Below are 8,085 nucleotides of genomic sequence, written 5' to 3'. Positions count from 1 at the left end.
CGTCGGTGATCGACGTGGGCTCGTCGCACACCACCAGCAGCACTTCCTGGGCGGCGCGGACAAAGCTCACCACCGACTCGCCGATGCCGGCGGCGTGAAGTCCGGCGACATGTCCGGCCGTCAGAACGGTGTTCTGGTATCGGTTGAAACCGGTAAGGCACTGACTTATTCCCTAGAAACCCTGCAGGCGCGCGGCAAGCTGTTCGTCGAGCACGGTCAGGAGATCTACAACGGTCAGATCGTTGGCTTGAACAGCCGCGACAACGACATGGGTGTGAACCCAACCAAAGGCAAGAAGCTCGACAACATGCGTGCTTCGGGCAAAGACGAGACCATCGCTCTGGTTCCACCGGTCAAGTTCACCCTGGAACAGGCTCTGGAATTCATCCAGGACGACGAACTGTGCGAAGTCACCCCTAAGTCGATCCGTCTTCGCAAGAAGATCCTCGACGAAGGCGAGCGTACCCGTGCTGCCAAGAAAGCCAAGGCGTAACTAGCCCCGGCTGAACGAAAACGCCCCCGGTCGAAAGGCCGGGGGCGTTTTTGTTTGTCTGAGGTTTGGTTTGACTGGTGTCGATGCCGAGAGGGCGAGGTCGCTCAATTCGGCCTCTTCCCGGCTAAAGCCGGTCCCACTGAGGTGAGGCTTAAAACTTCAACGGCACCCGGCCGGAGTTGGAATTCAGCGTGCCGGTGCTTTCGCGCACGACTTCTTTCGGCTTGTACGCGCAATAACCCGGGCGCGGGCCGATCTTCGGGTGGTTGCGGCAGGTGTCGGGGCGTTTGTCGTAGATCGTGCACAGACGGCTCTTGCGATCCAGGTACAGGCAATCGTTGTTGCTCATGCGCTGCAGAGTGAAGATCCCGGACTTCTGATTGAAGCGCTCGACGATCCCGTCCTTCTGCAACCGCTTGGCGATATTCTTCGGGTTATCACCCTGTTCAAACTCGTCAACGATACCGATACGGATCAGGTCCTTGATCTTCACTTCCACAGGCAGCGTGCAGCAGCTGGAAACGCAGCCTCCGCACATATAGCTGGAATATTTCTGCCAGGTCTCGATGCGGTCGAGTTCTGCAGCGGCGATCAAGGTGGGTTTCATGCGCGTGTGCTTCCGGGTGTATCGGGCGCGCGATCATACCGGTCCGCGCGCAATTCCCCTATCGCAAAATGATTGAAGCGACTGTCGGCTGCTCCCCGCCCGACCAATCCTTGAGCTCATTTCAGACCAGCACGGTCTTTGCCAAGGCCCCGACTTGCTCCTGCCGCTCGCTCTGGTTCAGCTTTGCCCCGGGGTTCAGCGACGACCATTGCGGATGTGCCCGCGCCTTGTGCAGCGCCTCCGGGAGCTTGCCTTCGCGCCAGGTCTTGTCGAGGGGCGCGGTCAGTTTGATGCTCTCCATTGCGGCATGGCCCCGCACCTCCAGCGCTTGCAGCAGTTGCCTTTGGCGCAGCGCCAGCAGTCGCAGCACGGCATCGTCAACAGTCAGTTCGCGCTGACCCTTGAACTTGTCCATCAGCCTGCCGCCGTAGCTGCGCGCTGTTTGCAGGGCGCCGCCGGCAATCGCGCCGACCAGTGCCGCCGCCCCCAGCGTGATACCGCCGACCAGCAAGTCCACGCCTGCACCTGCCGCCGCACCCGCAGCGATACCGCCACCCACGCGTACGCCAAGTAATTTAAGGGTTTCGGGATTGAACAGGTCATCGCCCCAGCGGCCATCCATCAGCGGCAAATCGCTGGCCGAGGCGTCTTCACGACGAAACGCGTAGAGCGTGAGCAGCGACTCGACGCAACGCTGTTCGCGCTGGCGCACGGCTTTGCGCAGATCGTCGATGGCGGCCTGCACCTGACCGGAATCCGTCGCAACACTTCGGCGGCAGGCAGCGCAGTCCAGCAACAGTTCGGAGATCAGCCTGGCTGCGCTTTGCTTGCGGGCGTCACGCTGGGCCTGTTGATCTGCGATGAGACGCTCAAGTCTTCCCCGTGAGGTTTCCAGCAGCAGTGCGAGGCTTTCATAAAGACGCCGCTCGCCATCTTCAGGCGGGGCGACGCTGTCGAAGCGCACCAGTGCATGCAGGCCAAGACGTGCCAGCGCTTCACGCCATTCGGGTTCGCGCTGCTGCTCACTGCTGACAAAATTGAGCACGGGCAGCAACGGTTTGCCGCAACTGGCGAGCACGGCAAGCTCGTCGCGGTACTTGGCAAGCACCGGCTCCCGCGCGTCGATCACGTACAGGCCGGCGTCGGAGGCGAGTAACTGGCGCAGCACCTTTGCTTCCTGCTCGAAACGCTGGCGCGCCTCGCTGCCCTCAAGAAAACGCCCGAGCCGCGCCGGGCCATCGAGCCGTTCTCCGGGTCTGTCCAGCCGTTCAAGATAATCGAGCAGGGCGATGGCGTCTTCCAGGCCGGGCGTGTCGTACAGCTCCAGCAGTGCCTCGCCGTCCACCGACAACCGCGCCCCTTCGACGTGCCGCGTGGTGCTCGGGCGGTGGGAGACTTCGCCGAAGCCGACATCGCGGGTGAGCGTGCGCAACAGCGACGTTTTACCGACGTTGGTGTGGCCAACCACGGCCAGTTTAAGCGGGCGAATAGCGTCGTTGTCAGTCATGCCCGCTCTCCAGCCAGGTCATTGGCGCACTGTCGGTCCAGTGCAGTTCAAGCTGCTGCAACGCCGTTTGCCAATCTTCCAGTCGGTCGGCGTCCAGCGCCTGTCCGGTGGGAGCAGGCAACAGCCAGATGCGCGTCGCGGTCGCGCATCGCGCGAGTTCGGCAATCAACGCCAGGCTGCCGCGATCCGGCGAACGACGTGGGTCGCAGGCGATGGCAAGGCGCGCAGGCGGATAGCGTGTCAGTTGGTCGAGCAGTGTGCGCCTTGACTCACGGGAGTCGAGAACGCCCGCGTTCACCACGCTGCCGGGAAGCTCGGGTGGCCACGGCTGCTGATTGTCCAGCTCGATGGCGACCAGCAGCGCGCCCTGGCTTTCGCTCGCCGATGGGCCGGTGGTGACCGCGTGAAGCTCAGGAGGTGCTGCATCGTTGATGCCCAGCCGTTCGCTGCTGGGCATCAAGCGCGCGCGCAGTTCGACGAACCCTGGATGGCTCAGATCCAGTGCCAATCCTTGTCGACCCACGCGCCAACGCAGGTAACACAGCACCGTTAGCAACAGGCGCGGGAGAATGCCGAACACCACCAGCACGCCGACCAGCCATCCGGCCCAGGCCTGACGGGCGTTTTCGATGGCGAGGGCGTTGTCACCGCTGGCACGGATCATCGACTCGGTGGGCACGCTGAAACCGAGAAGCGAGGGAATTGCGCCCAAGCCTCGGGTCAGGCTGACAAAGGTGTCGCTGCCCAGAATGGTGGTTTCCCAGACGAAGCCGTAGCGCCGCGTCGCCATGAGCAACAGCAGCAGGGTCAGTGCGCTGAGCAGGGCGATCAGCCACAGGCCGTTGACGCAGATACCCAACACCCAGCGGTTCAGACGCTTGCGTTGCAGCAGCAATACCAATGCAGGCGCGAGCTGCGCCGCCTGGGCATCGCGCGCCAGTTTCTCGCTCAGCCACAGCCAGAGTCGACCAAGGCCGGCAGAATTTTCCCCGACAAAGAGCACGCCGATGGCCCAACTCAACAAAAGAATCAGGTTAAGCCCGAGCAGGCTGCCCAGCGCCCAGAAGACATTGACGGGCGTCTGCCCGTCGCCCAGCGCAGCGAACGCCAGTCCGGCCCCGCTGACCACCGCGAAAACCGTTAGCAGAATCAGCGCAAGGCGCGCGCCTTGTTTCCAGTGATGCAGCGCCTTGAGCATGCCGTCGCGTTCGGCAAGCCATAGGGCACGGTGTTTGATCCGGGTTTGCAGGTCGCCCGCGGCGGCGCGCGCGCGGCGGTTGGCTTCTTCGTCTTCAAGCGCGCCGGCGTGTTCTTCACGCAGGCGCACGGCTTCGGTCAGCCAGAGTTCATCAAGGGGAGTCAGTGCAGTCACGCGGCGTCTCGTCGGTAAAGTCGTGGGTGAGCATAACCGGTGTGGCTGCGATCGCGCATTGCCAAGGGTTTGCGTTGCTTGGACAACCGCCATCGCGAGCAAGCTCACTCCTACAGGTTCGTCGTTCGAAATTTCCCGGCCTGTGCGCACAGTGTAGGAGTGAGCTTGCTCGCGATAGGGACCTTCCCGGCGAGGTCATTCGGCTTGTACTCCGGTGAAGGAATCAGAGGGTGGCCTCTGATATCCTCGCACCATGAAAAAACATCTCCCCTTGAGCTTGATCGCCGCACTCGCTGAAAACCGGGTCATCGGCGTCGACAATTCCATGCCCTGGCACCTGCCGGGCGATTTCAAATACTTCAAGGCGACCACGCTGGGCAAGCCGATCATCATGGGTCGCAAGACCTGGGATTCCCTGGGTCGTCCGCTGCCGGGCCGGTTGAATCTGGTGGTCACGCGCCAACAGGATTTGCAGCTTGAGGGCGCCGAGGTTTTCACCTCTCTGGACGCGGCGGTGCACCGCGCGGAAGAGTGGGCGGCGGAGCAAGGTGTCAGCGAAGTGATGCTGATCGGCGGCGCCCAGCTCTACGGGCAAGCCCTTGAGCACGCTGACCGCCTGTACCTCACCCGCGTGGCGTTGAGTCCCGAAGGCGATGCGTGGTTTCCGGAGTTTGACGAGGCCAAGTGGACGTTGGTCTCGAACACAGAGAACCCGGCGCTGGACGACAAGCCTGCGTACAGTTTCGAGGTTTGGGAACGGGCCTGATATCGCTATCGCGAGCAAGCTCACTCCTACAGGGGAATGCGATCAACTGTAGGAACGCGCTTGCCCCGCGATCTGCTGGGAACCGGCAGTAAACCCCGCGAACGCGGCGTGTCTGATACGGCAAGCAGGTTGCCATTGCTGCCGGTCCCCGGCAGATCGCGGGACAAGCCGCGCTCCTACAGGTTTTGCCGCCACGTTAACGTCCGTACTTGTCACAAAAACGTCGTTTTCATGTCATCTGTCGCGAATGACGACCAAGGTGACGCCATCAGGACAGGCGCTGTCGCTGATACATCCAAACAGTCATGGCTTTTTGTTACGGTCCTCCTCGAACTAAAAAAGGGGAGGAGATCACCATGAAATTCGTACCAACATTATTGGCCACCGCACTGTGTCTCGGGCTTGCCGGACAGGCATTCGCCACCGAGCTGACCCACTGGCCCGCGCCCGCCGCCAAGCAGCTCAACGCCATGATTGCGGCCAATGCCAACAAAGGTAACTTCGCCGTTTTCGACATGGACAACACCAGCTACCGTTACGACCTGGAAGAGTCGTTGCTGCCGTTCATGGAAAACAAAGGGCTGATCACCCGCGACAAACTCGATCCTTCCCTCAAGCTCATCCCGTTCAAGGACACCGCTGACCATAAGGAAAGCCTGTTCAGCTATTACTACCGGCTGTGCGAAATCGACGACATGGTCTGCTACCCGTGGGTCGCGCAGGTGTTTTCCGGCTTCACCCTCAAAGAACTCAAAGGCTATGTCGACGAGCTGATGGCCTCGGGTAAACCGGTACCGAGCACGTACTACGAAGGCGACGTGGTCAAGACCATCGAAGTGCAGCCGCCCAAGGTCTTCACCGGCCAGGCCGAGCTGTACAACAAGCTGATGGAAAACGGCATCGAGGTCTATGTCATGACCGCGGCCTCCGAAGAGCTGGTGCGCATGGTCGCCGCCGATCCCAAGTACGGCTACAACGTGAAGCCGCAGAATGTCATCGGCGTGACCACGCTGCTGAAGAACCGCGAGACAGGCGAACTGACCACCGCCCGCAAGCAGATCACCGCCGGCAAATACGATGAAAAGGCTAACCTCGGCCTTGAGCTGACGCCTTACCTGTGGACCCCGGCGACGTGGATGGCCGGTAAGCAGGCGGCAATTCTGACCTACATCGATCAGTGGAAAAAACCGGTGCTGGTGGGCGGCGACACACCGTCCAGCGATGGCTACATGCTGTTCCACAGCGTCGACGTCAGCAAAGGTGGTGTTCATCTGTGGGTCAATCGCAAGGACAAGTACATGACCCAACTCAACGGCATGATGAAGACCAACGCCGAGGCTCAGGCCAAAGAGGGCTTGCCGGTCACGGCGGACAAGAACTGGGTGATCGTCAAGCCAGACGAGATTCAGTAAGCCGTCTCATCGCGCGGCACGGCGGTTTGCCGTGCCGCGCCTTGTCAGGCCCATAACCTGCGGTATGCGCTGTCGGTATCATGTTCGTCGGCCTGCTTGGTGGTGTTGAAGCGTCGACCGCCCCGCGGGTCCGTTCCGTAGCCGGCGATGTACAGCCAATTACCCTGATTGCTGTAGACGTCGTAATCCACCAGTTGCGCCTCGAACCACGCGGCCCCGGCGCGCCAATCGCCCTTGAGATCGAAGATCAGGTAACTGGCGACGATCTGGCGCATTCGGTTGGACAAATAGCCTGTCGCCGCCAATTCCCGCATGCCAGCGTCTATCAATGCCTCTCCGGTTTCACCCCGACACCAGCGCGCAAACCCCTGTGGGTTGTGGCTCGGTTCGCTGCCACCTTTCAGGCCGCTGGCGCGGTACAAAAGACGACCGTATTTCAGGTGCAGCAAGCGGAAGTAATCGCGCCACAGCAACTCGAAATAGATCCAGTACGTGCTGTCGTTGGCGCCGTGTTCGGTCTCGAAAGCCTTCAGTGCCTGGTCAATCTGCGGCGCTGAAAGCGAACCCCGTGCAAGCCAGGGCGAAAACTTGGTGGAGTCATCCACTGAGCTCAAGTTGTTGCGCGTGGCTTTGTAGCTGTTCGCCAGACCCCGGCGGAAATACTGCTGCAGATGCTCGATGGCCGTGTGCTCGCCGCCTTGGAACGTCTGGTTTTGATAAGGAAAAGCCGAGCGGGAGTCCAGAGGTGGAGGCGTGTGCGGCGTGACCGGCTCGATGCTCAAACCTTGGGGCAGCGCAGGAATTGTCGTTGGCGCCGGTACGACAGCACGTGGAGCAGTGTGGGCTTTTTCCACAAGGCGCCGAAAGCTGCTGAAGACGTCGGGCAGGTCTTCGACCGCCATCGGCAATTCATCCAGCGTAAAGAGCGTCGACTGCCAGTGATCTTCCACGATCAGTCCCGCCGCACGAAGGGCCTGCACTTGGGCTTCCTCTTCCGGCGCTGCGATGCGTTCACAGACGATTGTGTCGATCTTCAGGTCGCGAGCCAGGACCATAAGTCGCTCAACCGAATCGCCTTCAATCTGCATCAGCGCGCTGCCTCGTGCGCTCAACTGCCCGGCCAGTGCGCTGACCGCTGTCTGCTCAAAACACTGACGGTGGGCGCCGATGCGTTCGAATCCCCAAGGCGTTGGACCCGCTGTCGGCGCGCAATACACCGGCAGCAACCAGTGAGCCTGCTCGCACGCCTGAGTGAACGCGGGGTTGTCGGCAAGCCGAAGGTCCTGACGGAACCAATAGATCAACGTACTCATGTGAAGGTCTCAGTGTCTATGGATCAAGGCCTTGATCAGTGGGTGACAGGACGAGGTCCTTTTTCCGGCCGAGCGAAGAGAAGCTAAACAGGATTGCACTTTTGAGCCATAGTCTTTCAAGTAAATGACTGCAAGGGGCTTAAATGAAAGGGTTGTCGCTGTCTTCGTCGCCAAGGTATGTCGCCCTGCTGGGTTATGGGGGGCTGCTGCCGTTCGTTGGGCTGCTGTTGCTGATCCTGTTTTCAGTCCAATACCGCCCTTTCCTGACGCAAGCGCTGGTCGCTTACGGGGCGGTGATCCTGAGTTTTGTGGGCGCGCTGCATTGGGGTTTCGCCATGACCCTGCAAGGCCTGAATGCCGATCAGTGTCGCGAGCGGTTCATCTGGAGTGTCATCCCGGCGCTGATCGCCTGGCCCGCTCTGTTATTGCCTGCACCACTTGGGCTTTTGCTGTTGATTTTCGGTTTCGTTGCGCACTACTGGCAGGACCGGCGTCTGGTGAAAGCCACAACACTGCCCGCCTGGTATTTGCCGATGCGTCTGCGTTTAACGTTGGTCGCCAGTCTTTGCCTGCTGCTGGGCGCGATCACTGTAGCCATTGGCTCATGAAGCCGCC

General features: G+C 61.0%; 7 protein-coding genes and 2 pseudogenes. 4 read left to right on the top strand and 5 right to left on the bottom strand.

Going from position 1 to position 8,085, the window contains the following annotated elements; genetic code table 11:
- Window positions 1-94: pseudogene (locus tag ACQKEN_RS19670) on the bottom strand (MinD/ParA family protein); the annotation flags it as partial.
- Between ACQKEN_RS19670 and ACQKEN_RS19665 the strand changes: the two are divergent.
- A pseudogene (locus ACQKEN_RS19665) lies at window positions 95-493 on the top strand (translational GTPase TypA); the annotation flags it as partial.
- A 151-nt stretch (window positions 494-644) separates the two neighbouring features.
- Here ACQKEN_RS19665 and ACQKEN_RS19660 read toward each other — a convergent pair.
- The 3 genes from ACQKEN_RS19660 to ACQKEN_RS19650 all read right to left on the bottom strand — a co-directional run bounded on the left by ACQKEN_RS19660 (window position 645) and on the right by ACQKEN_RS19650 (window position 3,979).
- Window positions 645-1,100: a YkgJ family cysteine cluster protein gene (locus tag ACQKEN_RS19660; RefSeq protein ID WP_074890161.1), complete on the bottom strand. Its 456-nt coding sequence runs from the start codon at window positions 1,098-1,100 to the stop codon at window positions 645-647.
- A 121-nt stretch (window positions 1,101-1,221) separates the two neighbouring features.
- The gene (locus tag ACQKEN_RS19655; RefSeq protein ID WP_427688061.1) at window positions 1,222-2,607 is read right to left on the bottom strand and encodes a GTPase/DUF3482 domain-containing protein; all 1,386 of its coding nucleotides are present in this window, start codon (window positions 2,605-2,607) and stop codon (window positions 1,222-1,224) included.
- On the bottom strand, window positions 2,600-3,979 hold the full coding sequence (locus ACQKEN_RS19650; protein WP_427688059.1) for a DUF2868 domain-containing protein: 1,380 nt from the start codon (window positions 3,977-3,979) through the stop codon (window positions 2,600-2,602). Before ACQKEN_RS19650 ends, ACQKEN_RS19655 begins: the two co-directional genes overlap by 8 nt.
- 253 nt (window positions 3,980-4,232) lie before the next feature.
- Here ACQKEN_RS19650 and ACQKEN_RS19645 point away from each other — a divergent pair, with 253 nt between their 5' ends.
- Together ACQKEN_RS19645 and ACQKEN_RS19640 are read left to right on the top strand one after the other, a co-directional pair.
- Window positions 4,233-4,745 carry a dihydrofolate reductase gene (locus ACQKEN_RS19645; RefSeq protein ID WP_427688057.1) on the top strand — a complete coding sequence of 171 codons (513 nt, stop codon included), beginning with the start codon at window positions 4,233-4,235 and terminating at the stop codon, window positions 4,743-4,745.
- Window positions 4,746-5,101: 356 nt separating this feature from the next.
- Window positions 5,102-6,157: a haloacid dehalogenase-like hydrolase gene (locus tag ACQKEN_RS19640; RefSeq protein ID WP_427688056.1), complete on the top strand. Its 1,056-nt coding sequence runs from the start codon at window positions 5,102-5,104 to the stop codon at window positions 6,155-6,157.
- Window positions 6,158-6,201: 44 nt separating this feature from the next.
- Here the strand turns inward: ACQKEN_RS19640 and ACQKEN_RS19635 are convergent, their stop codons facing one another.
- Window positions 6,202-7,470, bottom strand: a complete 1,269-nt coding sequence (locus tag ACQKEN_RS19635) for a DASH family cryptochrome (RefSeq protein ID WP_427688054.1) — start codon at window positions 7,468-7,470, stop codon at window positions 6,202-6,204.
- A gap of 143 nt (window positions 7,471-7,613) precedes the next feature.
- Between ACQKEN_RS19635 and ACQKEN_RS19630 the strand changes: the two genes are divergently transcribed.
- Complete coding sequence (locus ACQKEN_RS19630; RefSeq protein ID WP_427688052.1) at window positions 7,614-8,078, top strand: DUF3429 domain-containing protein; 465 nt, start codon at window positions 7,614-7,616, stop codon at window positions 8,076-8,078.
- Window positions 8,079-8,085: the final 7 nt, after the last annotated feature.

Source organism: Pseudomonas sp. NPDC078416 (assembly GCF_050268485.1).
Taxonomy (GTDB): domain Bacteria; phylum Pseudomonadota; class Gammaproteobacteria; order Pseudomonadales; family Pseudomonadaceae; genus Aquipseudomonas.
The sequence above is the reverse complement of the archived record's forward strand: the minus strand, read 5'-3'. Positions and strand labels throughout refer to the sequence as shown.